Genomic DNA, 24,966 nt, shown 5'->3' on the forward strand with positions numbered 1-24,966 from the left:
TGATTTTCTTACCAGATGGGGTGAGAAAGAGTAAGTCAGTGCTTACTCTTCAGTAATAAAGCCGTTAAGCCCAGGAAGGCTTCAAAGAGAAGTCAAGTAAAAGGACTAAGACCAAAGATATCAGGTGAAGGATTCAGGTTCAGGCCAGGATAAAACCAGCCAGAAAAACCGGGCTCAGAACAGCAGTGATACATGCTACTTACCTGCCCGGCTGAGCGGGCAGGTAAGTAAAGGCTTACTTTTAGAGAATACGTGCTTTCTCGCGTTGTGCTGCCCGGGCTTCTTCAGCCATACGCTTTTTACGCGCATCACAAGGTTCCGGGCAGTTACACACTTTTTCCAGCCCCAACGTTGTTATGCCACCGCAACTCCCCTGGATTGCCTTGCGCTTAAACAACCAGCCAAGAGACATACCCAGAATAACCAGTAAAAAAATGGCAAATGTGGCTACAAAAACAGTGAGCACTTTTCTTCCCCTTATCAGCCGCCGAAGTCATCCAGCATGATGTTTTCGTCTTCCACACCCAGTTCTTTCAGCATACGAATGACAGAAGCATTCATTACTGGTGGCCCACACATGTAAAACTCGCAGTCTTCAGGCGCTTCGTGATCCCGCAGGTAGTTTTCATAAAGAACATTGTGGATAAACCCGGTGTACCCTGTCCAGTTGTCCTCTGGCAGCGGTTCAGACAACGCAACATGGAAAGTGAAATTCGGGTTATCCCGTGCCAGTTGTTCAAACTCGTCCTGGTAGAACATCTCACGCATGGAGCGCGCACCGTACCAGAAGCTGATTTTACGCTTGCTGCTGAGGCGTTTTAACTGGTCGAAAATATGAGAACGCATTGGCGCCATTCCCGCACCACCACCCACAAATACCATTTCCGCATCGGTTTCTTTGGCGAAAAACTCCCCAAATGGCCCGGAAATCGTCACTTTATCGCCAGGCTTAAGTGACCAGATATACGAAGACATAATGCCCGGTGGGAGATCAGGTTTTGCTGGCGGCGGCGTGGCAATACGCACATTCAGCATGATAATGCCTTTTTCATCCGGATAGTTCGCCATGGAATAAGCACGAACACAGGGTTCTTTCACTACAGAGCGGTAACGGAATAAATTGAATTTATCCCAGTCGCTACGGTATTTTTCTGGTACATCGAAATCGCTATACGCCACTTCATGCGGGTCACACTCAATCTGAATATAACCGCCAGCCCGAAACGGTACATCTTCACCGTCCGGAATCCGTAACTTCAGCTCTTTAATGAAAGTGGCTTTGTTATCGTTAGAGATAACTTCGCATTCCCATTTTTTGACCCCGAAAATTTCCTCCGGAAGCTCAATTTGCATATCCTGCTTTACTGCAACCTGGCAGGCCAGGCGGCAACCTTCGCGGGCTTCACGTTTTGATATGTGGGAAAGCTCAGTAGGCAGAATATCGCCCCCACCTTGCTTAATTTTCACCCGGCACTGGCCACAGGAACCACCGCCACCACAGGCAGATGAAACAAAAATGCCCTGCCCGGATAACGTATTCAGCAGTTTGTCGCCAGCTGACGCGCGAAACTGTTTGTCAGCATCGCCGTTTACTTCAATCAGAACATCACCAGAGTTGACCAACTTTGATTTTGCAAAAAGAATCAACAGCGCCAGCGCCAGGACAATCAGCGTAAACATTACTACGCCAAGAATAATTTCCATACATTTCCGCCCTTATAGCTGCACACCAGAGAAAGACATAAAACCCAGTGCCATTAACCCGGTGGTGATAAAGGTAATGCCCAGACCACGCAACCCTGCGGGTACATTGGCATACTTCATTTTTTCACGAATACCTGCCAAAGCAACAATCGCCAGCATCCAGCCCACACCTGAACCAATGCCATAAACAATCGATTCACCAAAGTTGTAATCACGCTGCACCATGAACGAAACGCCACCGAAAATAGCGCAGTTCACAGTGATTAATGGCAGGAAGATCCCCAGCGCGTTATAGAGCGCAGGGAAAAAGCGATCCAGGATCATCTCCAGAATCTGCACCAGTGCCGCGATCACCCCAATAAAAGTAATGAAGTTCAGGAAGCTGAGATCCACGCCACTGACCAGCGCACCATCACGCAGAACCAGGTTGTAGACCAGATTATTCACGGGTACAGAAATGCCCAGCACCACCGTAACGGCAATGCCCAGGCCAAATGCCGTGGAGACTTTTTTGGATACAGCCAGGAAGGTGCACATGCCAAGGAAGAAGGCTAACGCCATGTTCTCCACAAAAACAGCGCGGACAAACAAGCTAATATAGTGAGCCATTGGCGGTTACTCCTTTTCCTGCTGAGCGGGTTTGAGGGTGCGAATTCCCCAAATCAGCAGGCCAATGATGAAAAACGCACTGGGTGCGAGCAAAAACATGCCATTTGGTTGGTACCAGCCACCGTTTTGTACGGTTTGCAGCACAGTGACACCAAACAGTTTCCCGCTGCCAATCAGTTCACGTAAAAAACCAACGATAATCAGAATGACACCGTAACCCAGGCCATTACCGATACCGTCCATAAAGCTTGCCAGTGGCGGGGATTTCATTGCATAGGCTTCAGCACGCCCCATCACAATACAGTTCGTGATAATCAGGCCGACGAATACTGATAACTGCTTGGAAATTTCGTAAGCGAAAGCCCTGAGCAACTGGTCCACGACAATCACCAGTGATGCAATAATTGCCATCTGCACTATGATACGCACACTGTTAGGAATATGGTGGCGAATCATGGAGATAAACATACTGGAAAACGCCGTAACCAGCGTTACTGCCAGCGTCATCACAAACGCCGTTTCCAGTTTGGTCGTAACGGCAAGCGCGGAGCAAACCCCAAGAATTTGCAAGGCAATCGGGTTGTTGTCCACTAACGGAGAAACAACTACCCGTTTAATTTCTTTCAAACCAGCAGCATCAGCCATTGTTCAGCCCCCCTTCCTGGACATGTTTCAGGAATGGCCCAAAACCTAATTTACCCAGCCAAAAATCGAAGGTGTGTTGCACGCCGTTTGAGGTCAGCGTTGCACCTGATAAGGCATCCACACCGTGTTTATCGCCTTGTGGCGCACCACCTTTCACTACGCGAATAGCAGGTTTACCACTATCATCAAACAGTGTTTTCCCCACCCACTTTTGCCGCCAGCTCGGGTTTTCAACTTCACCACCCAGCCCCGGAGTTTCTCCCTGGTCGTAATAGGTGATTCCCTTGACAGTACGGCCGTCGATATCCAGCGCTACAAAGGCGTACATCATGGACCACAAACCATTGCCATATACTGGCAACACTAATTCCTGAATTTTGTTGTCTTCGCCTTTTACCAGGTAAATTTCAACCAAATTACTGCGCCGTTTAATGCCTGCCGGATCTTGCGAAGCACTCAACGCAATACTCTGGTCGGCGGAGCGCAATGCTGCTGCCTGGTCAAATGACGCAGGATCTTTGTCTGTTAACTGGCCACTCTGCAAATCCAGCAACCGCGGTTCAATGCGCGAGCTGTAAATTTTCTTCACAGCTTCACTGCTCATGCCCGGTTTCACCAGACCTGCAACATCCAGAATATTACGTTGCTTATCCAGCAACTTCTGTTCCTGTTGGCGCGGTTTTAACCCTACGGCAGAACCTGCCACCACAACGGAACAGGCCAGACAAAGTAGCAGCACAACCAGCAATGTCTTGCCGATGCTATCGTTACTTTTTTTCTCAGCCACGAGATTTCCTCCGTTTGATGTTAGCCTGCACTACCAGGTAGTCGAACAACGGCGCGAAAAGGTTAGCAAACAAAATTGCCAGCATCATACCTTCCGGGTAAGCCGGGTTTACTACCCTTATCAAGACACACATGACGCCAATCAGCAGGCCATAACTCCATTTGGCTTTGTCAGTAAAAGAGGCGGAAACGGGATCGGTTGCCATGAACATCATGCCAAAAGCGAAACCACCCAGGACTAAATGCCAGTACCACGGCATCGCGAACATAGGGTTCGTGGCAGAGCCAATCAGGTTGAATAAGGTTGCGGTCGCTATCATCCCGATAAGAACACCAGCCACAATGCGCCAGGAAGCCACGCGGCCAAACATGATGATGGCCCCACCAATGATTATCATCAGTGTAGAGACTTCACCAATGGAACCGGGAATGTTGCCGAGAAAAGCATCCAGCCAGGTGACCGGCTGACCTGTCGTGACATTTACCAGCGCCTGCCCACCGTGGCTTGCCCACTGTGAAAGCGGTGTGGCGCCAGAGAAGCCATCGGCAGCCGTCCAGACCAGGTCTCCTGAAATCTGCGCAGGGTATGCAAAGAACAGAAAGGCACGACCGGCCAGTGCAGGGTTGAGGAAATTACGCCCGGTGCCGCCAAAAATCTCTTTAGCAATAACCACACCAAACGAGATCCCCAGTGCCGCCTGCCACAAAGGCAATGTGGGCGGAACAATCAGCGCAAACAGAATCGAGGTAACAAAGAAACCTTCGTTCACCTCATGCTTGCGAATAATGGCAAACAGCACTTCCCAGAAACCACCGACGATAAAAACAGTCAGGTAGATGGGAACAAAGAAAACGGCTCCCAGTAGCATCATGCTTAACCAGCCAGCATCGGGTGCGAAACTCACTCCCAGCCACTGGGCAACAGTATAATGCCAGTCACTGGCGATAACCTGTTGCAGTTGTTCAGGAGAATAGAGTTTATTAAGCGCCGGGATAGTTTGCTGCCCAACGTTATACATTCCCCAAAACATGGCAGGAAACACAGAGAACCAGACCAGAATCATCATGCGCTTCAGGTCAATGGCATCACGAATATGCGATGCGCCTTTAGTGACTGTCCCTGGTGTATAGAACACTGTTGCCGTCGCTTCAAACAGGGGATAATACTTCTCCAGCTTGCCGCCTTTAGTAAAATGCGGCTCAATCTTTTCAAATAACTGTTTTAAGCCCATGGTTATCCTTCCTGCTCGATACGGGTTAATACCTGGCGTAATACCGGGCCATATTCATATTTCCCCGGGCACACATAGGTGCACAATGCGAGGTCCTCTTCATCCAGTTCAAGGCACCCTAACGCCTGAGCGCCGTCTGTATCGCCAGCAAGCAGGTCGCGCAGCAGCAAGGTGGGCAGAATGTCGAGAGGCATCACACGCTCATAGTTACCAATAGGTACCATTGCGCGCTCACCACCGTTGGTATCTGTCGAGAAGTTAAACAGTTTATGTTTCAGGAAGTGACCCAGGGTGGTACGGGTAATCGAGAATTTGTCTTTACCCGGCATGACCCAGCCGAACAACTCTTTCTCGCGCCCTTCAAGTAATACCGAGACCTGCAAATGAAAACGGCCTAACCAGGCATGCGGGCCTTGTGCAATGTGCCCGTTAAGGACAGAGCCTGACAGAACACGGTTTTCACCTTCGGCCAGTTCGCCTTTTACCAGTTCTTCCAGTGATGCACCAAGGCAGGTACGCACCAGGCGCGGATTTTGTACTTGCGGGCCTCCCAGCGCCACAACGCGTTCACAAGATAATTCCCCATTGATAAACAGCTTACCGATGGCGATAACATCCTGGTAATTCAGGTGCCAGACCTGCTTTTGAAGGCTTACCGGTTCAAGGAAATGAATATGAGTACCCGGCAGACCAGCGGGATGAGGCCCGGCGAACTCATTAAATGTAACCTGACCAGATGAATGCCCACCAAGTTTGCCACCACTTGCCTGGCAAACATGCACTTTGCCTTTGGTCAGGCGGGCAAGTACCGACAACCCGGCATTAAACATTTCCCGTTCACTGTGAATAATCAGTTGTGGGTCTGCGGCAAGCGGGTTGGTATCTATTGCCGTAACAAAAATGGCCAGGGGTTCTGAACCCGGAGTGGGGGCTTTACTGAATGGACGCGTGCGTAATGCTACCCATAACCCAGAAACCAGTAGCTGTTGCTCTACCGTTTCCTGGGAGAGTTCAGCGAGGTCATTTGGCTCATAGCGGTTAAAAGTCACCTGCTCCGCGCCTTCAACTTTAATGACGACTGACTGCAACACGCGCTGTTCACCACGGTTAATGGCAACCACAGTGCCACTGGCAGGCGCAGTAAAAATAACCCCGGGATTTTTTTTATCTTCAAAGAGTGGCTGCCCTTTACGGACCTGTTCGCCTTCTTTGACTCGCATAGAAGGGCGCATGCCGACATATTCTTCGCCGAGCACAGCCACATGACTGATGGTGGGACCATCATAAATTTTCTGGATGGGCCGGCCTGCGATGGGCAGGTCGAGACCTTTTTTAATTTTAATCATATGGTTATCACGCAGTTTTTAACGTAATTCCGCCAGCATAAAGCCACTGACGCCAGAGTAGTGATGAAAGGTGTACAGCCTGAGGGTTAAGAGAAGGAGGAGTAACAATGCAGTAAAATACGCACGGCACGCCTTGTACCAAAAGGTGTGTGCCGTTTGTGAATCCCAGGAAAGCGTCCTTTCTTATCTTATCCGCCGGCCATCAATCAACTCACCGGGTTTAACTATGAAGCTACTTTTAGCCCGCAAGATAGTACCATTAATCGTCAGTCTTGCATGCCAAAAACCCAATCCAAAATCAGGGAGTGAGAACAAACTCGCAAAGTGCAGAATAAAAATATGCTTGTCATAACAACCATTACACAATTATCTGCCAAACAGCCCGTTCAAGGGCTTGCGAAAATTAACAGTGGTGTTAATGTGAGCCCGATCAGGCAGAATAATCTGATTTTGGGTCCTCTTAGCCAATCTGGCGATGATTTTCAGGTTTATCAAGGAATATAGTAGTATGCGTAAAATCGCACTTGTATTTGCGATGCTTCTGATGCCCCTCTTGTCGTTTGCCAGTGACATTTCCGGTGGCTCAATGGCAAAACCCGTTAGCGCAGAAATGAAAAAGCAATTAATGGGCTCTCCGGTTTATATCCAGATCTTCAAGGAAGAACGCATTCTTGAACTGTACGTCAAGATGGGTGAACGCTATCAGTTGATGAACAGCTATCACATCTGCGACTATTCTGGTGGCCTGGGGCCAAAACGGCGTATGGGCGATTTTAAAAGCCCTGAAGGCTTCTATTCTGTTGGGCGCAGCCAACTAAAGCCTGACAGCCGCTTTTATAAAGCGATTAACATTGGCTTCCCTAACACCTATGACCGGGAACACGGGTATGACGGCAAGTACCTGATGATCCATGGTGCCTGTGTATCCATTGGTTGCTATGCAATGACTAACTCGAATATTGATGAAATATTCCAGTTTGTTACCGGTGCTATTATTTTTGGGCAACAGCGGGTTGAAGTGAATATCTTCCCTTTCCGCATGACAGACGCCAATATGGCGCGTCATAAATACTCTTACTACATTAAGTTTTGGGAAGAACTGAAACCTGGTTACGACTATTTTGCCAAATACCACCAGCCGCCAGTGGTTTCCGTGGTCAATGGCCATTATGTTGTGGGCGCGCCCAATATGAACGCCACCCAACCGCAACTGGCCTCAAACTATACGGTCCCCCAGGCAAAATAGTGCCCATGAACCGGGCTCAATTTGAGTCCAGGTTTCATTGCCGGTTAAAGGCTGTGTCGCAATAACAGTGACCACATCATTTGGTGTGGTCTCTTTCTGGAAGTCGATTTCGACATCCTGATCCAGTAAGGTCGCTACGCCAAATGGTGCTCTACGGGTTATCCAGTGTAACCGGGTGGAACAATAGGCCATGACATAACGCCCGTCGGATAACAGCATATTGAATACGCCTTTTTCCCGCAGTTCCCCCGCAAGTTGTGCAATGTAGCGAAACACCGCAGGCATGTTACCAGGCGTGCGCGGGTAGCGCTCGTTAAGCTTGTGCAGTAACCAGCAAAAAGCATATTCGCTATCCGTTTCCCCTACCGGGCGAAAATGCCCCGTATCCAGAGAATGGTAGCCTTTCAGTTGCCCATTGTGTGCGTATGTCCAGTTACGCCCCCACAACTCACGGGTAAAAGGATGGGTATTTTCCAACGCAACTTTGCCACGATTGGCCTGACGGATATGCGCAATTACCGAGCATGATTTGATGGGATATTCCTGCACCAGGCGGGCAATGGGCGAACGAAAACTGGGTTGTGGATCTTTGAAGGTCCGGCACCCTTTCCCTTCGTAGAACGTAATTCCCCAACCATCTTTATGAGGACCGGTTCCGCCGCCACGCTGAACCAGCCCGGTAAAACTAAAGCAAATATCGGTGGGCACATTCGCGCTCATCCCGAGCAATTCACACATAAAACACCTCACACCTGCCAGCGGCACAATACGCAAAACCTGTGCCGCCAAGAGCTACTGCGCCATTGCCCTTAGCTGGCTCAGGCTTTTACCATCTCTTTTTCAATTAGCTGAATCAGAATATGGATAACTTTAATATGGATTTCCTGAATACGATCTGCATAGCCAAAATGCGGCACACGGATTTCCACATCAGCACTGCCCGCCATTTTGCCGCCATCTTTACCCGTCAGCGTAATGACTTTCATGCCTTTCGCTTTTGCCGCTTCAATAGCCTTAATCACGTTGCCTGAGTTACCGGAAGTAGAAATACCCAACAGTACATCCCCTTCACGGCCAACAGCTTCTACGTAACGGGAAAAGACATAGTCATAGCCGAAGTCATTGCTGACGCAGGAAAGGTGGCTGACATCAGAAATAGCGATTGCCGGATAGCCAGGACGGTTTTCACGATAGCGCCCGGTAAGCTCCTCAGCAAAATGCATTGCGTCACAATGAGAACCGCCATTACCGCAAGAGAGCACTTTGCCCCCGGCTTTGAAGCTGTCTGCCAGCATCACTGCCGCACGCTGAATGGAATGAATATTTCCATCATCTTTCAAAAAGTTAGCCAGAGTTTCGGCTGCTTCATTCAGCTCACCACGAATCAAATCCTGGTACATATGGAATATCCTTCAGTATTAAAAATATCAATCCGAAGTTTACCGGATAGCGTGAACAGCGAGAAGCGCTGCTGCCCGGATGAAACGTTTTTTTTCAGACTCCGGTAGTGAACATTGTGAACCAGGTTGTAATTATTTTGTAAAGAGATTGATAAAGAAATGCACATCCACTACAACCATAATTACATCAAGTGGTCAGACCTCCTACAAGAAGGGAGCTTTTCTTATGTTGATATTGAGTATTGTTGCAACGTTTGTTTTGCTCGGTGCGGTGTTTTATCACCGTCTGTCGCTGCCGCTGAGCAGCCTGATTCTGTTGCTATGGACCGCAGGTCTTGCTGCTGCCGGGCTTTGGTCTGCCTGGGTGCTATTACCGCTATTGATTATGCTGGTGCCTTTTAATTTCGCCCCCATGCGCAAATCGTTGATTTCAGCGCCAGTATTTCGCACTTTCCGCAAAGTGATGCCCCCTATGTCGCGTACCGAAAAAGAGGCTATTGATGCCGGTACCACCTGGTGGGAAGGTGACCTGTTTCAGGGGAAACCTGACTGGAAAAAATTACATAACTACCCACAGCCCGTATTAACCCCCGAAGAACAGGCTTTCCTGGATGGCCCGGTAGAAGAAGCCTGCCGCATGGCGAATGATTTTCAGATAACCCATGAAATGGCAGACCTCCCTCCAGAATTATGGGCTTACCTGAAAGAACATCGTTTCTTCGCGATGATTATCAAGAAAGAGTATGGCGGTCTGGCATTCTCGGCTTACGCACAGGCTAAAGTATTGCAAAAGCTCTCAGGCGTTTCTGGCATTCTGGCTATTACAGTTGGCGTTCCCAACTCTCTTGGGCCGGGTGAATTACTGCAACACTACGGTACTGAAGAGCAAAAAAACCATTACTTACCACGCCTGGCTCGTGGCCAGGAAATTCCCTGTTTTGCGCTTACCAGCCCGGAAGCCGGGTCTGATGCAGGAGCAATTCCGGATACGGGCGTTGTCTGCATGGGTGAATGGCAAGGTGAGCAAGTGTTGGGCATGCGCCTGACCTGGAATAAGCGCTATATCACCCTGGCGCCCATTGCTACGGTTCTGGGACTGGCGTTTAAACTTTCTGACCCGGATAACTTATTAGGCAAAGAAACGGAGCTGGGCATTACTTGTGCGTTAATTCCAACTTCTACGCCAGGCGTTGAAATTGGTCACCGCCACTTCCCGCTGAATGTGCCTTTCCAGAATGGCCCTACGCGTGGTAACGATGTGTTTGTCCCTATCGATTATATTATTGGTGGCCCGAAAATGGCGGGCCAGGGCTGGCGTATGCTGGTTGAATGCCTGTCTGTCGGACGCGGGATTACTCTGCCATCCAACTCAACTGGTGGCCTGAAATCTGTTGCAATGGCAACCGGGGCTTATGCGCATATTCGCCGCCAGTTCAAAGTTTCCATTGGTAAAATGGAAGGGATTGAAGAAGCACTGGCGCGCATTGCCGGTAATGCCTGGGTGATGGATGCCGCTGCCTCATTAATTACCTACGCGATTGTTATGGGTGAAAAACCGGCAGTGCTGTCGGCAATTGTGAAATACCACTGCACACACCGTGGCCAGCGTTCCATTATTGATGCCATGGATGTGGCAGGCGGTAAAGGTATCATGCTGGGTGAATCCAACTTCCTTGCCCGGGCTTACCAGGGCGCGCCTATTGCCATTACCGTTGAGGGTGCCAATATTCTGACCCGCAGCATGATGATTTTCGGCCAGGGCGCGATTCGTTGCCATCCGTATGTTCTGGATGAAATGGCCGCAGCCCAAAATAATGATGTGAACGCGTTTGATAAACTGCTTTTCCGCCACATTGGCCATGTGGGCAGCAATAAAGTACGCAGCTTCTGGCTGGGCCTGACGAATGGCCGTACCAGTGCTGCACCAACACGCGATGCTACCCGCCGTTATTACCAACAAATGAATAAGCTGTGTGCCAACCTGGCATTACTGTCAGATGTATCTATGGCCGTTCTGGGTGGGAGCCTGAAACGCCGTGAGCGTATTTCGGCGCGGCTTGGCGATATTCTCAGCCAGTTGTATTTGGCCTCTGCGGCGTTGAAACGCTATGAAGATGAAGGCCGCCACCAGGAAGATTTACCACTGGTGCACTGGGGAGTTCAGGATGCACTGTATCAGGCCGAACAGGCCATTGACGACCTGTTACGTAATTTCCCGAATAAAGCCGTTGCCCGTTTGTTGCGTGTGGTGGTGTTCCCGCTTGGCCGCCGCCATCAGGCACCCTCTGATAAACTGGACAGCAAGGTTGCGCAAATTCTGCAACAACCCAGCGCGACCCGTGACCGTCTCGGACGCGGTCAGTTTCTGGAGCCATGCGAGCATAACCCGGCAGGCCTGATGGAGGCCGCGCTGCAGGATGTTATTGCCGCTGAGCCCGTTCATAAACGGATCTGCGAAAGCCGGGGTAAAAACCTGTCATTTACCCGCCTTGACGCACTGGCGAAATCAGCGCTGGCTGCCGGGGAAATAACGGAAGAAGAAGCACAAATATTGCAACAGGCGGAAGCCAGCCGGTTACGCAGTATTAACGTCGATGAGTTTGAGCCAGACGCGCTGGCGACTCAGCCGGTAAAGTTTCACGAGCCCAGCCATAAAGACCAGGCTGCCTGATTTGCATTAAATCCGTTACCACAGTTACACATATCGCAAACCGCACCTGGCTACAGGTGCGGTTTTTATTCGCGGTCAAACGCGTTATTGTCTGATACAGTGTGATAATCGCTGAATAAATGTGGAGCGCTGACGGTGTCTGGTTTGAAAATTACCCTGTTGCAACAACCGCTGGTCTGGATGGATGGTTCCGCCAATTTGCGCCATTTTGATGTGGTGATGGATAAGCTGTCAGGGCGAGATTTGATTGTCCTGCCTGAAATGTTTACGACCGGATTTGCGATGGAAGCCGCACAGCAGTCCATGCCTGAAGCCCAGGTTATTGAGTGGATGAAAGAAAAGGCCAGCCAGTGTGACGCAATGATTGCAGGCAGTGCCGCATTGCAAACCGAATCAGGGGCGGTGAACCGCTTTTTATTGGTTACTCCGCAAGGTGGAGTCAGCCATTATGATAAACGGCACCTGTTCCGTATGGCAGATGAACACCAGTATTATCAGGCTGGCAATACCAGAGTAATTGTTGAATGGCGTGGTTGGCGGATTTTACCGTTAGTATGCTATGACCTGCGTTTCCCGGTGTGGTCTCGCAATCACGGTGATTACGATTTGGCTTTGTATGTTGCCAACTGGCCAGCGCCCCGCTCACAGCACTGGCAAACGTTACTGGCTGCCCGGGCCATTGAAAACCAGGCCTGGGTTGCAGGTTGTAACCGGGTGGGAACCGATGGCAATGGCCACCATTACCGGGGCGACAGCCGGGTTATCTCACCACAAGGGGAAATCATTGCCTCCTGTGATCCTCACCATGCTGCCCGTATTGATGCCGAGCTCTCACTCACTGCGTTGCAGGAGTACCGGGAAAAATTCCCGGCCTGGCGTGATGCGGATAACTTCACGCTTAACCCGTGATGCACGCCCTCTCATGCACTGGCATGAGGGGGTTTTAGCCTGCATTCAACTTCCCCGGTAGGTTGACCATGACCAGGGGGAAATCAAAAAGGGTAAGTGGTAGTGCAGATTATCTGCAGGCAAAATCAGGTCAATTTGCGCTACCGGGTAGAGCGTTTCACGTTGTGTAACCGCAAAATATTCACCGGTTTGCGCGACCAGCCGGTACTGCCCAGGCCCTAATTCCCCACCGCCGAGGTTTTTCAGGCGGCCATCGGTATCTGTTTCACCCTGTGTTAACGTTACCCACTCACCCGCCTGAAGCTGTTCCAGGCTAATCAATACACCCACAGCCGGTTTCCCGATAGCCGTATCCAGAATATGTGTGCTGAGCGTACTCATGGTAAGAAAACTCCTTCAAGGCGTAGTAACGTAATCTGACGTAACTGCTCAAGCGCTTCCTGAGTTTCTTGTTCCGGGTTCGACTTCATCCGGCGCTGTAACGCCTGCAAAATATCGTGCCCGGATAACCCTTTTGCACGAATAAGGAAAACTCGCCCAAAGCGCGCTTCGTAATCGGCATTCCCTTTTGCCAGCGCCTGTGCAAGTTCCTGGTCTGCAGTATTCACCGCAGCCTGTTCGCCGCGCGATAACTGCGCTTCCTCACTCTTACCTGTTGGCCGCTCGCCAATGCGGGGGTGAGCACTGAGCGCCTGATTAAGCTCTGCTGTTTGCCAGGTTGCAGCTAACGCAACAGCGTGCTTTTTCAATGCAGTAAACGACGAATAAGGCCGGCCGGCAACCAGCGCATCCTGCCAGGCAGGAATTGCAACGCAAGCCTGAATCATAGCCGTTGCAGCCTGGCTATCCGCCTGGTTAAACCGCACCAGTGGCGTTGGGGCTTCTGCAACCGCGCACACCGCCTGGCTCCATGCTTTCATCGCGACAGCAACATCAGCTTCAGTTATCGATTCTGCCGGATGATGGCTGATGCCTTTCTCGCAGCGAACAAACAACATACCGACAGGCCAGCGCTCTGCAACAGCAATAGCATCATGCCCTGCCCCGCTTGGCAGAGAAAGCGCTTTGCCCTGAGCAGAAGCAACCGCTTCACTCAATGCTGCCTGTAATATCGGGGAGCATGGCGTTGCCGGAATAGAATAGAAAGTGTCGTGAGTGAAGGACAACCCTCGCTGACTGGCGATGTTTTCTGCCTGTGCCAGCAATTGCGACAACAGTGCATCCCGGCTGTCATCCGATGGGCTGCGAATATCCAGGGTCAGTTCCACTGAGCCAGGAATAACATTGACGGCGCCTGGCAAACAGTTAACCGTACCAACCGTTGCTACATTGTCGCCACCGCTTGCCAGGGTTATCTGTTCCACCCGGTGAATCCAGGCGGCAGCGGCGGCAAGTGCGTCATGGCGATGCGCCATCGGTACTGTACCGGCATGCCCGGCCTGGCCGGTAAAACAACAACGCAAACGGTGAGCACCATTGATTGCTGTCACTACACCCAGCGGGAAATCAGCCTGCTCCAGCACCGGTCCCTGCTCGATATGCAGTTCAAGATAGGCGGTAAAATCCTCCTGGTTACGAGCCGCCATACCAATTCTTGCGGGATCAAGCCCTGCCTGTACCATCGCCTGAGCAACAGTAATACCTTCATTGTCCTGGCATTCCAGCCAGTTTTCCGGCCAGGTTCCGGTTATTCCCCGGCTACCCAGCAAGGTAATGCCAAAGCGCGTACCTTCTTCGTCAGAGAAGCCAATGACTTCAATTGCCTGGTTCAGGCGTTTTCCTTGCCGGTTAAGCCAGTCAACCACTTCAATGGCTGTCAGTACTCCCAGCATGCCATCATAACGCCCGGCATTTCTGACAGTATCCAGGTGTGAGCCCAGTAATACAGCACTCGCGCCTTCCGTTGCGCCTTCATAGCGGCCACAGATATTTCCAGTGGCGTCCTGCCAGGTGGTCATACCCGCCTCTTCCATCCAGCGGGCAACTTGCTGATTTGCGCGCAGATGTTCAGGCGACAGGAAAACCCGGGTAAGTTGCCCCGGGGTTTGAGAAATTAACGCCAGCGTATCGCTGCGCGCCATAATGCGGCTGGCCGCCTGGCGGGATTGTTCGTCGGGCATTGCCATTACTGTCATGGGCGCGCCTCCGCATCATAGATATCCCATGCAGCCTGCATCGCCGCACCTTGCGTGGTGCGAAAGCCCTGGCGGTTAAGCACGGCTTCCAGCGCCGCCAGCGTTTGCAGAACACAATCTTTACGGGCGTTATAGCCCATGGTGCCAATACGCCAGATTTTGCCCTGCAATGGGCCAAATGACGTGCCAATTTCAATATGGAAGTCTTCCAGTAGTGTTTTGCGCACCGCTTCGCCATGAACATTTTCCGGAATAACCACGCCCATTACATTGTTCATTTTATTGGCAATATCACCAAATACTGACAAGCCCATGCCCTGAATGCCAGCCACCATGGCCCGGCCGTGTAACGCGTGGCGGGCAATAATATTGTCCATGCCTTCTTCCAGCATGATGCGTGCGCACTCGCGCGCGGCAAATAACATGCTGGTTGCTTCAGTGTGGTGGTTGAGGCGCTCTGGTCCCCAGTAATCCATGATCATGCCCAGATCAAAATAGTTGGACCAGATCATTTCATCGTCGCCATCTTCATGAGATGCACTGCGTATCCCTTGCTCGATGCAACGCCGCTTGCTGATGACACTGGCCATTTCAGGGCTGAGCGTTACCGGAGAACTCCCGGAAGGCCCGCCCAGGCATTTTTGTAACCCCGCGGAAACGGCATCCAGGCCCCACTCATCTGCCTGCAATGGGTTCCCCCCCAGCGAAGCTGTGGCATCGGTGTAAAACAACACGCCATGGCGACGGCAAATCGCACCTAATTCTTCCAACGGCTGTAACATTGTGGTTGAGGTATCGCCCTGAACCGTCAGCAGCAGACGGGGTTTCACCTGCCGGATAGCATCTTCGATTTGATCCGGGGTAAATACCTCTCCCCAGGGAACTTCAATGGTATGCACTTCTGCATGGCATCGCCGGGCAATTTCACACAACAAATGGCCAAAACGGCCAAAAACGGGCACCAGAACTTTATCGCCAGGACGAATTGCTGACACCAGCACGGCTTCAATACCGGCACGAGATGTGCCGTCCACCAGCATCGTCCACTGGTTTTGAGTGCGAAAGACACCTCGGTATAAAGCCATCACTTCATTCATGTATCCCGTCATCACCGGATCATACTGGCCGATCAGTTGGCTGGACATAGCACGTAAAACGCGAGGGTCAGCATTAATTGGACCCGGTCCCATCAATAACCGGTGAGGAGGATTGATTTGTGGATATAGCTGGGTGTCGGACATGATGATTCCTTTGATATGGACAATTCTCAGTGAAACAAAAGATTCTTAATAAAAACTTCTGCAACTAATGTGCCATAGCAAAACAAAAACAACCAGCGCCATAACTACAGGTAAAATATTTATTTTTCAGAAAAGTTACAGCAGGAACAATGAGAAAGAACGACCCAAAAACGAGCACTACCGTGGTGCAATGGCACCACGGTAGTGCAATTCAACGTTGTTCCAGTTCATCAAGAGAACCATACAGTTCCGCTATCTGATGGATACGTTGCCTGCCATCTGCCAGGCTGTGGTGTAACAGTGCATTTGCCAATAAATTTACCAGGCTCATTGCACTGCTGTAGCAATCAAATGCCGACACGCTGTCGAGTGGAGCTTCAAGATGCCAGCCACCAATGCCTTTCAGAGTACTGGCCTGCGGCTCACTGATGACCAGCAGCGGAATACCACGCTGCGCCAGGTCATTGAGTATTGGGCGGATAATGCGCGGGCGGCGGCGAAAGGCCACCATAACAACACAATCACTGGGGCTGATGTCTACCAACTCTTCAGACAAAGTTTGCCCGGGCTGAGGAAGTACATAGACATTGCCACGGCTTTGCAGCAATTGCTGGCGCAGGTGCAGAGCGACAGGCCAACTGTTACGTAAGCCAACAATCAGAATACGTTTTGCGGCCGCCAAAGCAGAAATAATACTGCTGAATTGTGTAGCATCAAGGGTGTTGACCCAGTGCGTCAGGTTCGCCATTTCTTGTTTATAGTGACGTGCCAGCAGTGTGTTGCCCTGCACCGCATCACGGTTTTCTGTCAGGGGCATACCGCTTTGGCGCAATGTACGTAATTCATCACGCATGACTTTATAGCGGTCATACCCCAGGCGTTTAAACAGCCTGCTGACTGTCGCTTTCGAAACCCCACTCAGCCTTGCCAGTTCAGCACTGTTATAGCTTATCAAGTCATCGAAGTGATCCATGATAAACCCGGCCACTCGCTGTTCTTGTGGGGAAAGCTGGGCATAGCTGGCCCTAAGACGCTCATCCAGTTGTTTCATGGATTCTCCTGTAACTTTTGTTGCAACGGACTTGAGTATAATGAAACATTTCGCGTCATTCTGGAACGCCTCTTGCTTATTATTAATGTACCCCTGAGCAAGAGACATAAACGATGATACAAAGCAACATGGCCCCTTCAGGTATGGCAGTTACGCCACACCACCTGGCGAGTGAAACCGCCCTGTCCGTATTACGTCACGGTGGTGATGCAATTGAAGCCATGGTGGCTGCGGCTGCCACCATTGCCGTCACCTACCCGCATATGAATGGTATTGGTGGCGATGGTTTCTGGTTAATTGTTCCACCTGAAGGCGAACCAGTCGCCATCGACGCGAGTGGTGCGGCAGGCTCCCTGGCTTCAATGGAATTCTACGCCAATGAAACACATATTCCTCACCGTGGCCCTCGTGCTGCACTAACCGTGCCAGGTACTGTCAGTGGCTGGCAGGAAGCGCTGCAGATTTCACAGGAATTAGGTGGCGGGCAACTTCCTCTTTCCCGTTTACTGGCCGATGCCATTCGCTATGCGTCAGACGGGATACCCGTCACGCAATCACAGGCGATTGCCACTCAGGGGAAATACCATGAGCTGGTAAACGTGCCGGGATTCGCGCAGACATTTCTTTCCCGCGGTGAAGTGCCAATTGCCGGTAGCCGTTTTTGTCAGCCACGCCTGGCGCAAACACTCACGCGTTTAACAACAGAAGGCCTGGAGAGTTTTTACCGCGGCCCCCTCGCCAGCCAGATGGCCCAGGAACTGGAAGAATTGGGCATCCCGGTTACATTGCAGGACCTGGCCGCACACCGTGCCCACCGCCGGTTACCATTACACCTGTCTCACCCACAAGGTGATGTCTATAACCTTGCGCCTCCGACTCAGGGGCTGGTTTCGCTGGCCATTCTGGGTATTACAGCCGGGATGGAAATGACACAGGCGAGCGAAGTACAAACGATTCATCGGATTGTTGAAGCCACGAAAAAAGCATTTGCTCTTCGGGATCAGTATATTACGGATCCTCGCCATGTTACCCGCCCGGTACAAAGTCTGCTTGATCCGGAAAATTTAGAAAATATGGCAGCTGAAATTGATGATAACCAGGCGGCTCCCTGGGGAACCGGTAAAGGCCCGGGAGATACCGTATGGATGGGCGTTATTGATAATAACGGATTAGCGGTTTCTTTTATTCAGAGCATTTACCATGAATTTGGCAGCGGAGTGGTGCTGCCTCAAAGCGGTGTGCTGTGGCAAAACCGCGGGGCAGCATTCAGCCTGGATCCCCAACATATTCTGGCCTTATCGCCTGGCAAGCAACCTTTTCACACGCTCAACCCGGCGGCTGTGCGCCTGGCCGATGGCAGAGTAATGGTTTACGGCTCAATGGGAGGTGACGGGCAACCACAAACCCAGGCCGCACTGTTTACGCGCTATGTACTGCAAGGTGTACCACTTCAACAAGCCGTTTCCGCTCCCCGCTGGCTGCTGGGCCGCACCTGGGGGCAATCTTCCGACAGCCTGAAACTGGAGAACCGCTTCAGCCCACGAACATTTGAAGCCTTACGCGCCATGGGCCACGAAGTGGAAGCGCTGGATGACTTCAGCGAGGCCGTTGGCCATGCCGGAGCAATTGTGCGCCATACCAACGGTATGCTGGAAGGTGCTTACGACCCACGCAGCAATGGCAGTGCCGCCGGATTTTAAGGAGAGAACATGCAAACAACCGATTTTGACTGGCCTGGCTATATTACGTTAATGGCCCAAATACTGGATATGCCGCTGGATGATGCACGCCGGGCAGAGCTGGAAGTACAGTTGCGCCGTATTAATGAGATGGCACAACCATTAATGGACTTTAAGCTGGACCAGCGCCAGGAAGTCGCAGGGGTATATCAGTTATGAGTTTGCGGATAAGTGATATTCAACAAGGCCTGCGCGAGAAATCATTTTCTGCCACTGAGCTGGCAACACAGGCACTTGCAGACATTGAACGCATGAATCCGGCTATCAACGCGTTTACCCATGTTACCCAGCAGCGCATGCTGGATGAAGCCGCACATACAGACCAGTGCATTGCCCGTAATGAGGAACTCCCCCCACTTGCGGGTGTTCCCTACGCTGTTAAAAATTTATTTGATATTAGCGGGATAACCACTCTGGCCGGTGCCCGATTATTTCGCGATAACCCACCAGCCAGCCATGATGCTTTCGCCATCAGGCAATTACAGCACGCAGGGGCGTCCCTGGCAGGGGCACTCAATATGGATGCTTATGCCTACGGCTTTACTACCGAGAACACACACTATGGGGCAACCCATAATCCCCATGATCTTAGCCGGGTCGCCGGAGGGTCTTCTGGTGGTTCTGCCGCTGCAGTTGCCGCCGGGCTGGTGAATTTCTCGTTGGGCACTGACACCAACGGGTCAATTCGTGTGCCTTCCTCGTTGTGTGGCATTTTTGGCCTGAAACCGACCTTCGGCCGTCTTTCCCGCAGTGGTAGCCAGCCTTTTGTCGCGAGCCTTGATCATATTGGCCCTATGGCGCGCCATGTGGAAGATCTGGCCCTGGTTTATGATGTGCTTCAGGGTGATGATCCTCATGATCACTTTCAGGCGCGCCGCGCCCCGGCATTAATCGGGCAAGATTTGACGCCGGAACGGCCTTTACGTTGCGTTGTTCTGGGCGATTATTTTGACACCTGGTGCGATAACGATGCCAGAGATGCCGTCAACCGGGTTGCCAGAGGATTACAGGCAGCAGAGAGCATTACACTGCCGCAGGCCGAAATGGCACGTTCAGCCGCTTTCCTGCTCTCTGCTGCAGAAGGTGGCAACCACTATTTACCTTTGCTGCGCACAAAGCCGGAAGAATTTGAACCAAATTCCAGAGATCGTCTGCTTGCGGGTGCGATGACGCCTTCAGCCTGGTATACCCAGGCACAACGCTTCCGGGCCTGGTTCCGCGATATAACACTCCCGTTGTTTAATAACTTTGATATTCTGATCGCCCCGGCGACCCCTTGCTGCGCTACGGAGATTGGCCAGCAGACCATGCGCATCAACCAGTGTGATTTGCCAGTCAAAGCCAGTATGGGTATGTTGACCCAACCGATTTCATTTTTGGGCCTGCCTGTTGTCACCGTTCCTCTCATCACAACAGGAGGTTTGCCCATTGGTGTACAACTGATTGGTGCCCCGTGGCAGGAGAAACGCTGCCTGCAGGCTGCTCAGTCACTTGTTTTACAGAATATTTGCCAGGCAGCGCCGGTACAGGATTGTGTTCCATGAACAGAGATAATATCGACAGACAGGCTATTTTAAACGAAGTCACCGCCGCGTTTTATCGTTATGAGCAGGCGTTGATCAGTAATGATGTCGACGTGCTGGATGAGCTCTTTTGGGAGGATGCGCGCACTGTGCGTTATGGCGCAACAGAAAATCTCTATGGTATCGCAGAGATCCGGGCCTTTCGCCAGGCCCGTTCCCCCAAAGGGCTGGATCGCACACTGCGTAATACCACTATCACTACGTTTGGTGAAGATATGGCAGTGACCTGCACCGAGTTCACCCGTGAAGGTAGTGAGAGTATTGGCCGCCAGATGCAAACCTGGGTGAAGTTCGCGTTTGGCTGGCGGATTGTTGCCGCCCATGTCAGTAAAATGGGCTGAGGTGTTTATTGCGGGATGGCCGGTGGAGCCATCCCGTTGCATTTACTTTTGCCACGGATGCGTTTTTATCCAGTGGTCAGCAATATCCTGCCTGCGGCATACCCAGACGTCGTCGAAGCCCTGGATATAATCCAGGAAACGTTGCAGTGCCCGGAAGCGGCCAGGGCGGCCTAATAACCGGCAATGCATACCCACTGACATCATCTTCGGCGCCTGTGCGCCTTCTTCATATAACACGTCGAAGCTGTCTTTAAGGTAAGTATAGAACTGCTCCGCTGTATTAAACCCTTGTGCGGTGGCGAAGCGCATGTCGTTCGCATCCAGCGTATAAGGCACTATCAGATGAGGTTTTACCGTGCCATCCTGGCAAGTTACTTCACTCCAGAAAGGTAAATCGTCGCCATAATAATCACTGTCATACTGAAAACACCCTTGTTCAACCACCAGCCGTCGTGTGTTTGGGCTGTCGCGCCCGGTATACCAACCCGATGGTTTCTTACCAAACAAGTTTTCCAGGGTTTCAATTGCCTGCAGCATATGCTGGCGTTCTGTTTGTTCATCAATATTTTGATAATGAAGCCAGCGCCAGCCATGGCTGACCACATCATAGTCTGCGTTTTTGATTGCCTGGACGACTTCCGGATTACGCGCCAGCGCCATCGCCACACCAAAAATAGTCATGGTCAGCCCGCGACGTTGAAATTCGTTGTGGATACGCCAGAAACCAGCTCGCGAACCATACTCATAGAGCGAATCCATCGACATATGCCGGTCCGGATAGCTGGCCGCACCAATGATATCTGACAGAAACTGCTCTGAACCAGAGTCACCATGTAATACGTTGTTTTCACTACCCTCTTCATAATTCAGGACAAACTGAATCGCCAGGCGGGCACCACCAGGCCAGTGCGGATGAGGCGGTTTCCCTGCATAACCGAGCATGTCGCGCGGGTAGTTTTGTGTAAAAGGCCAGGGGTTATTTTCTTGTTCTGATTGCATGCCTTACTTTCCTCTTTTTACATCACAGATGGATCATTGAAGATTGCATACGGGCCAGTTAGTGGTTTGGGATTGGGTTTTGCCAAATCCCCATGCTTGCTGGTGCCCAGCCCCAGGCCAAGCAGGGCTTCCACCATTTTGACCGCAGCACTCACGCCATCAATGACCGGAATACTCAGTTCATGGCTCAGCTCTCGCGCCAGGTTTGCCATTCCGCCACAACCCAGCACAATCGCGCCACAATTATCCTGCGCTTTGGCCTGTATACAACGCTCCCGAACCTTTTGTTGAGCAAAACCCGTGCCATCCTCTAAAGACAACACAGGTAAATCAATAGCATGAACCGCCTGACAGTGGTGTTCGAAACCATACTGGCGTAATAAATGACGGGCGATAATCACAGTACGAGGCAGTGTAGTGACAATGGAAAAACGTGTCGCAACCAGTGTTGCCATATGCATAGCCGCTTCCGCTATGCCGACCACCGGGCCGGTTGCCAGTTCACGTGCAGCCAGTAACCCCGGGTCACCAAAACAGGCAATAATATGCCCGTCAACCCCTGCGCGCTCTCCCAGAGTAACCTGCTCCAGTACTCCCATCGCCCCAATAGCTTCATCAAAGTGGCCTTCAATAGACGGCACACCATGAGAAGGGCAAACGGACAAAATTTCAGTCCCCGTACTGGCAACCATACGGGCTGCCTCGCCAATAGTCTGTGTCATAGCCAGGCTGGTATTAGGGTTGATAACCTGAATACGAAATGTGGTCATCTGTTTGCCCCTTGTATACCGAATAACCGCGTGAAATCAGGCACCGTTTCACCACTTCGTTCAAAATGCAGGCTCTGGAGGATGTCTTCAAAGTGCTGTTGCATACACAATACCAGCCTGTCTGTGTCCTTTTGGCGTAACGCGTTAATCAACACACCATGGTCATCGCACCGGCACCCCTGCTGCCATGGTGCGCCCCAGGCGGCAATCACTAATGAGGAACGCCGGGTCAGGCGCGTCAGCGTCTCAACCATCACGGCATTGCCAGAAATAGCATGGAGTTGAATATGGAAATCCGCAGAGTAACGAATTGCTGCCGCGCCATCATGTTCGCGATGAGCCAGTTCTTCACGCTGAGTAATGTTTTCCAACGCAGCAATATGGGGAGGCTGAATATGTGACACGACATCGGGTAAATTGGCACATTCGAGTAACGCGCGGGTGCGAAAAATTTGTTTTGATTCTTCTACGCCCGGGCTTGCCACAAACGCACCACGCCGGGGCGTCATCGTCACCATTTGCACTGTTGCAAGGCGAGTCAGCACCTTTCTGATCCCTGTTCGGCTCACACCAAAGGCTTCAGCCAGCGCTTCCTCAGGAAGCTTACATCCAGGGGGAAGTTGATGTTCAACGATTGCCTGCATTAATGATTGCCATATTTCTGCTTCTTTATCTTGTTGCTCTTGCTGGGGTTGCCCCACATCCTGCTGCCTCATTCATTACTCCCGTACACAATGCATTTCCTATCTTGTATACAATATATATAAAATAAGTACACAAAAAATATGAACCTGGCCTGGTTCCTGCAATGGTTATCGCATACACCATCATCACCTGCTATCAAGTAAAGGAGCAGAATCCATGCCAAACGTACACCATACAACTGCTGATAACCCCAATGCAGGCTACAGCCCCAAATTGTGTAATGAAGATCTGGCGCCCACTCGCCAACAAAGCTGGACCTGGTACAACATCTTTTCATTCTGGATGTCCGATGTTCACAGCATGGGAGGTTATGTTGTTGCCGCCAGTTTCTTTGCATTAGGTTTATCAAGCTGGCAAGTGCTGTTATGCCTGTTGGTCGGTATTTGTATTGTTCAGGTATGCGCTAACCTGGTTGCCAAACCCAGCCAGATGGCCGGCGTGCCTTATGCTGTTATCAGCCGCCAGGCTTTCGGGGTATTTGGTGCCAATATTCCAGCAGTAATCCGTGGTTTGATTGCGTTTGCCTGGTACGGCATTCAGACATACCTTGCGGCAAATGCACTGATGTTGGTTATCCTGAAATTTTGGCCTTCCCTCGCCCCAATGACACAGAATCACTTTCTGGGCCTTTCGCATCTGGGCTGGATTTGCTTTGGCATTATGTGGGTACTGCAGGCGATGGTGTTCTGGCACGGCATGGATGCCATCAAGCGGTTTATTGATGTGGCAGGCCCGGCCGTCTATGTTGTGATGATGTGTCTTGCTGGTTGGATCCTTTACCAGACCGGGCTGGATGGTATTTCTTTTACGCTGTCCAGTAAAACACTCAGCCCTTCAGCTCAAGTGTGGGAAATGATTACCGCAACTGCGCTGGTTGTCTCCTATTTTTCCGGACCACTACTCAATTTTGGTGACTTCTCCCGTTATGCGAAAAACATGAATGAGATTCGCCGTGGTAACCGTTGGGGGCTGCCATTTAATTTCCTGCTCTTTTCCATTGTTACTGTCATTATTGTTTCTGGTACACAATCGTTATTTGGCAAAATGATTACCGACCCTATCGAGACAGTCAGCCATGTGGGAAATAGTCTGGCAATGGCGATTGGTTTGTTGACAATGATAACTGCCACTATTGGGATTAATATTGTCGCTAACTTTGTTTCACCTGCTTTTGACTTCTCAAACTGCTCTCCCCAAAAAATCAGTTTTCGTACCGGGGGCATGATTGCTGCAGTGGGCTCCGTGCTATTGACACCGTGGAATCTGTTCCAGTCACCAGAGTTAATCCATTACACACTGGATGTTCTGGGCTCTTTCATTGGCCCATTGTTTGGGATTTTGCTTGCTGACTTTTATTTGATTAAACGTGGCACAATTAACGTAGATGCTTTATTTAGCGTATCTCAGGAAGGCCCTTACTGGTACAACAATGGGTTCAACCCGAAAGCGATTGCTGCATTGATTCCTTCCGTCGTAGTTTGCCTGATTATCAGCTTTATCCCGTCATTACATGCCGTGGCAAATTTCAGTTGGTTTATCGGTGCGTTTTTGGCGGCCGGGAGCTACCGCTGGATTGCACGTAATGATCGTGTTGAAAATTCCGACACACTGACCCAGGTAATTACTGTACATCAGGAATAACATCTCGCTAATGGTGCCAGAATAGCCGCTCTGGCACCATCAACACTCTGTTTAGCTGATTACCTGGCAGAATAAATTTCCCTATTCGAAATATCCTCCACTCAAAAAAGTTAACACCACCACCTTAAAAGAATATTTTTGATATTTATCAAATAACAATTAAACATAGCTATGTTATAAACCCTACCCGACAAGCACACATGCATGCCGCAC

General features: G+C 50.9%; 24 protein-coding genes and 1 pseudogene. 8 read left to right on the forward strand and 17 right to left on the reverse strand.

All coding sequences use genetic code 11. From position 1 onward, the window contains the following. Nucleotides 1–241: 241 nt before the first annotated feature. Genes nqrM through MPHASIOC01_RS22010 form a run of 7 tightly spaced genes read right to left on the reverse strand, consistent with a single transcriptional unit; the run spans nucleotide 242 to nucleotide 6,322 of the window. Entirely contained in the window at nucleotides 242–466 is a 225-nt protein-coding gene (nqrM, locus tag MPHASIOC01_RS21980; protein WP_036104449.1) for a (Na+)-NQR maturation NqrM, read from the reverse strand. A 14-nt stretch (nucleotides 467–480) separates the two neighbouring features. Further along, the gene (gene nqrF / locus MPHASIOC01_RS21985) at nucleotides 481–1,704 is read right to left on the reverse strand and encodes an NADH:ubiquinone reductase (Na(+)-transporting) subunit F (RefSeq protein WP_064596434.1); all 1,224 of its coding nucleotides are present in this window, start codon (nucleotides 1,702–1,704) and stop codon (nucleotides 481–483) included. Between the two features lie 12 nt (nucleotides 1,705–1,716). Then, nucleotides 1,717–2,313, reverse strand: a complete 597-nt coding sequence (gene nqrE / locus MPHASIOC01_RS21990) for an NADH:ubiquinone reductase (Na(+)-transporting) subunit E (RefSeq protein ID WP_064596436.1) — start codon at nucleotides 2,311–2,313, stop codon at nucleotides 1,717–1,719. A gap of 6 nt (nucleotides 2,314–2,319) precedes the next feature. Further along, nucleotides 2,320–2,958: an NADH:ubiquinone reductase (Na(+)-transporting) subunit D gene (locus tag MPHASIOC01_RS21995; protein ID WP_064596438.1), complete on the reverse strand. Its 639-nt coding sequence runs from the start codon at nucleotides 2,956–2,958 to the stop codon at nucleotides 2,320–2,322. Then, nucleotides 2,951–3,745 carry a Na(+)-translocating NADH-quinone reductase subunit C gene (locus MPHASIOC01_RS22000; protein ID WP_064596439.1) on the reverse strand — a complete coding sequence of 265 codons (795 nt, stop codon included), beginning with the start codon at nucleotides 3,743–3,745 and terminating at the stop codon, nucleotides 2,951–2,953. The genes MPHASIOC01_RS21995 and MPHASIOC01_RS22000 overlap by 8 nt, the downstream gene beginning before the upstream one ends. Beyond that, nucleotides 3,738–4,976 (reverse strand): NADH:ubiquinone reductase (Na(+)-transporting) subunit B, encoded by a 1,239-nt coding sequence (locus MPHASIOC01_RS22005; RefSeq protein ID WP_064596441.1) that lies wholly within the window; start codon nucleotides 4,974–4,976, stop codon nucleotides 3,738–3,740. The genes MPHASIOC01_RS22000 and MPHASIOC01_RS22005 overlap by 8 nt, the downstream gene beginning before the upstream one ends. A gap of 2 nt (nucleotides 4,977–4,978) precedes the next feature. After that, nucleotides 4,979–6,322: a Na(+)-translocating NADH-quinone reductase subunit A gene (locus tag MPHASIOC01_RS22010; protein ID WP_353613308.1), complete on the reverse strand. Its 1,344-nt coding sequence runs from the start codon at nucleotides 6,320–6,322 to the stop codon at nucleotides 4,979–4,981. 508 nt (nucleotides 6,323–6,830) lie between these two features. Between MPHASIOC01_RS22010 and dpaA the strand changes: the two genes are divergently transcribed. Next, nucleotides 6,831–7,568 carry a peptidoglycan meso-diaminopimelic acid protein amidase gene (dpaA, locus tag MPHASIOC01_RS22015; protein ID WP_064596445.1) on the forward strand — a complete coding sequence of 246 codons (738 nt, stop codon included), beginning with the start codon at nucleotides 6,831–6,833 and terminating at the stop codon, nucleotides 7,566–7,568. On the opposite strand, the gene MPHASIOC01_RS22020 is transcribed toward dpaA, so the two are convergent. Together MPHASIOC01_RS22020 and lpcA are read right to left on the reverse strand one after the other, a co-directional pair. Continuing rightward, nucleotides 7,539–8,306 carry a class II glutamine amidotransferase gene (locus tag MPHASIOC01_RS22020; RefSeq protein ID WP_064596525.1) on the reverse strand — a complete coding sequence of 256 codons (768 nt, stop codon included), beginning with the start codon at nucleotides 8,304–8,306 and terminating at the stop codon, nucleotides 7,539–7,541. The two genes, dpaA and MPHASIOC01_RS22020, sit on opposite strands and share 30 nt — an antisense overlap. Before the next feature lie 80 nt (nucleotides 8,307–8,386). Continuing rightward, nucleotides 8,387–8,968 carry a D-sedoheptulose 7-phosphate isomerase gene (lpcA, locus tag MPHASIOC01_RS22025; protein ID WP_064596447.1) on the reverse strand — a complete coding sequence of 194 codons (582 nt, stop codon included), beginning with the start codon at nucleotides 8,966–8,968 and terminating at the stop codon, nucleotides 8,387–8,389. A 226-nt stretch (nucleotides 8,969–9,194) separates the two neighbouring features. Here lpcA and fadE point away from each other — a divergent pair, with 226 nt between their 5' ends. After that, complete coding sequence (gene fadE, locus MPHASIOC01_RS22030) at nucleotides 9,195–11,639, forward strand: acyl-CoA dehydrogenase FadE (protein WP_064596448.1); 2,445 nt, start codon at nucleotides 9,195–9,197, stop codon at nucleotides 11,637–11,639. Between the two features lie 135 nt (nucleotides 11,640–11,774). Next, nucleotides 11,775–12,548: an amidohydrolase gene (locus tag MPHASIOC01_RS22035; RefSeq protein ID WP_064596449.1), complete on the forward strand. Its 774-nt coding sequence runs from the start codon at nucleotides 11,775–11,777 to the stop codon at nucleotides 12,546–12,548. Nucleotides 12,549–12,593: 45 nt separating this feature from the next. Here the strand turns inward: MPHASIOC01_RS22035 and uraH are convergent, their stop codons facing one another. From uraH to MPHASIOC01_RS22060, 5 genes and pseudogenes are all read right to left on the reverse strand, one after another. Continuing rightward, complete coding sequence (uraH, locus tag MPHASIOC01_RS22040) at nucleotides 12,594–12,929, reverse strand: hydroxyisourate hydrolase (protein ID WP_064596450.1); 336 nt, start codon at nucleotides 12,927–12,929, stop codon at nucleotides 12,594–12,596. Continuing rightward, nucleotides 12,926–13,375 (reverse strand): 2-oxo-4-hydroxy-4-carboxy-5-ureidoimidazoline decarboxylase, encoded by a 450-nt coding sequence (gene uraD, locus MPHASIOC01_RS22045; RefSeq protein WP_231889167.1) that lies wholly within the window; start codon nucleotides 13,373–13,375, stop codon nucleotides 12,926–12,928. The genes uraH and uraD overlap by 4 nt, the downstream gene beginning before the upstream one ends. A 60-nt stretch (nucleotides 13,376–13,435) precedes the next feature. After that, a pseudogene (gene hpxK, locus MPHASIOC01_RS22050) lies at nucleotides 13,436–14,668 on the reverse strand (allantoate amidohydrolase); the annotation flags it as partial. Nucleotides 14,669–14,679: 11 nt separating this feature from the next. Then, nucleotides 14,680–15,924 carry an alanine--glyoxylate aminotransferase family protein gene (locus MPHASIOC01_RS22055; RefSeq protein ID WP_064596452.1) on the reverse strand — a complete coding sequence of 415 codons (1,245 nt, stop codon included), beginning with the start codon at nucleotides 15,922–15,924 and terminating at the stop codon, nucleotides 14,680–14,682. A gap of 211 nt (nucleotides 15,925–16,135) precedes the next feature. Further along, on the reverse strand, nucleotides 16,136–16,975 hold the full coding sequence (locus MPHASIOC01_RS22060) for a MurR/RpiR family transcriptional regulator (RefSeq protein WP_064596453.1): 840 nt from the start codon (nucleotides 16,973–16,975) through the stop codon (nucleotides 16,136–16,138). A 113-nt stretch (nucleotides 16,976–17,088) separates the two neighbouring features. Between MPHASIOC01_RS22060 and MPHASIOC01_RS22065 the strand changes: the two genes are divergently transcribed. From MPHASIOC01_RS22065 to hpxZ, 4 genes are read left to right on the forward strand one after another with little or no spacing between them, the layout of a single operon-like run. Further along, entirely contained in the window at nucleotides 17,089–18,675 is a 1,587-nt protein-coding gene (locus MPHASIOC01_RS22065; protein ID WP_064596455.1) for a gamma-glutamyltransferase family protein, read from the forward strand. A 9-nt stretch (nucleotides 18,676–18,684) separates the two neighbouring features. Further along, on the forward strand, nucleotides 18,685–18,873 hold the full coding sequence (hpxX, locus tag MPHASIOC01_RS22070; protein ID WP_064596457.1) for an oxalurate catabolism protein HpxX: 189 nt from the start codon (nucleotides 18,685–18,687) through the stop codon (nucleotides 18,871–18,873). After that, nucleotides 18,870–20,258 (forward strand): AtzE family amidohydrolase, encoded by a 1,389-nt coding sequence (locus tag MPHASIOC01_RS22075; RefSeq protein ID WP_064596459.1) that lies wholly within the window; start codon nucleotides 18,870–18,872, stop codon nucleotides 20,256–20,258. The genes hpxX and MPHASIOC01_RS22075 overlap by 4 nt, the downstream gene beginning before the upstream one ends. Then, on the forward strand, nucleotides 20,255–20,638 hold the full coding sequence (hpxZ, locus tag MPHASIOC01_RS22080; protein ID WP_064596461.1) for an oxalurate catabolism protein HpxZ: 384 nt from the start codon (nucleotides 20,255–20,257) through the stop codon (nucleotides 20,636–20,638). Before MPHASIOC01_RS22075 ends, hpxZ begins: the two co-directional genes overlap by 4 nt. Nucleotides 20,639–20,680: 42 nt before the next feature. On the opposite strand, the gene puuE is transcribed toward hpxZ, so the two are convergent. Genes puuE through MPHASIOC01_RS22095 form a run of 3 tightly spaced genes read right to left on the reverse strand, consistent with a single transcriptional unit; the run spans nucleotide 20,681 to nucleotide 23,123 of the window. Further along, nucleotides 20,681–21,637 (reverse strand): allantoinase PuuE, encoded by a 957-nt coding sequence (gene puuE / locus MPHASIOC01_RS22085; RefSeq protein ID WP_064596463.1) that lies wholly within the window; start codon nucleotides 21,635–21,637, stop codon nucleotides 20,681–20,683. Nucleotides 21,638–21,654: 17 nt separating this feature from the next. Further along, nucleotides 21,655–22,407 (reverse strand): aspartate/glutamate racemase family protein, encoded by a 753-nt coding sequence (locus MPHASIOC01_RS22090; protein WP_064596465.1) that lies wholly within the window; start codon nucleotides 22,405–22,407, stop codon nucleotides 21,655–21,657. Next, nucleotides 22,404–23,123 (reverse strand): GntR family transcriptional regulator, encoded by a 720-nt coding sequence (locus MPHASIOC01_RS22095; RefSeq protein WP_064596467.1) that lies wholly within the window; start codon nucleotides 23,121–23,123, stop codon nucleotides 22,404–22,406. The genes MPHASIOC01_RS22090 and MPHASIOC01_RS22095 overlap by 4 nt, the downstream gene beginning before the upstream one ends. A gap of 145 nt (nucleotides 23,124–23,268) precedes the next feature. Between MPHASIOC01_RS22095 and MPHASIOC01_RS22100 the strand changes: the two genes are divergently transcribed. Further along, nucleotides 23,269–24,753 (forward strand): NCS1 family nucleobase:cation symporter-1, encoded by a 1,485-nt coding sequence (locus MPHASIOC01_RS22100; RefSeq protein ID WP_064596469.1) that lies wholly within the window; start codon nucleotides 23,269–23,271, stop codon nucleotides 24,751–24,753. Nucleotides 24,754–24,966: the final 213 nt, after the last annotated feature.

The organism is Mangrovibacter phragmitis (assembly GCF_040429585.1).
GTDB classification, from domain to species: Bacteria; Pseudomonadota; Gammaproteobacteria; order Enterobacterales; family Enterobacteriaceae; genus Mangrovibacter; species Mangrovibacter phragmitis.